Consider the following 569-nt stretch of genomic DNA (forward strand, 5'->3'; position numbering starts at 1 on the left):
GCCCAGATGCCATTGAGGTTGGGGTGGGCCGTCAGCATTGCGGAGGCGACGCGCTCGGATTCGCTTGAGAAATCAGGGCCTCCGACACCGGTCTCCTGGACGATCTTGATATCCGGATAATCCTTGATCGCTTCCTTGAAGCCGACCACGCGTTCTTTGGTGGCAAAAAGGTCGGACGCATGCGGGATGAGACCGATTTCGCCCTTGCCGTCGAGCGCCTTGGCCATGAGCAGTGCGGCGACCTTTCCCATCCCGCGGTTGTCGGAAGAGACGAGGCTCACATAGTCTTTGCCAGCCTTCATCCCGGCGCCGGTCTGGTCAAGGAAGATGATCTTAATGCCAGCGGCAGCAGCTTTCTTGTATGCTGCGGCCGTGGCTGACTGCTCGGCGGGAACGGTGATCATGACGTCAGGTTTGAGCGCCATGACGCTTTCGATGTCTGAAACTTGCTGCTCCGCGCGATATCCAGCATCAGTCGTCGCAACGATTTCGACGCCGAGCTCTTCCAGGGCCTTCTTTTGCCCGGCCATCTGGGCCTTGGCCCAGTCAGACGCCGTGTAGTGCATCAC

The 569-nt window shown here is 59.4% G+C and carries 1 protein-coding gene; it reads right to left on the bottom strand.

Annotated features, from left to right (window positions below; translation table 11 throughout):
* Nucleotides 1-569 (bottom strand): substrate-binding domain-containing protein (locus tag QD461_RS36700; RefSeq protein WP_414091644.1); only part of this gene is annotated, 569 nt, incomplete at both ends.

Source organism: Rhizobium sp. BR 314, assembly GCF_047445805.1.
Lineage (GTDB): Bacteria > Pseudomonadota > Alphaproteobacteria > Rhizobiales > Rhizobiaceae > Rhizobium > Rhizobium lusitanum_B.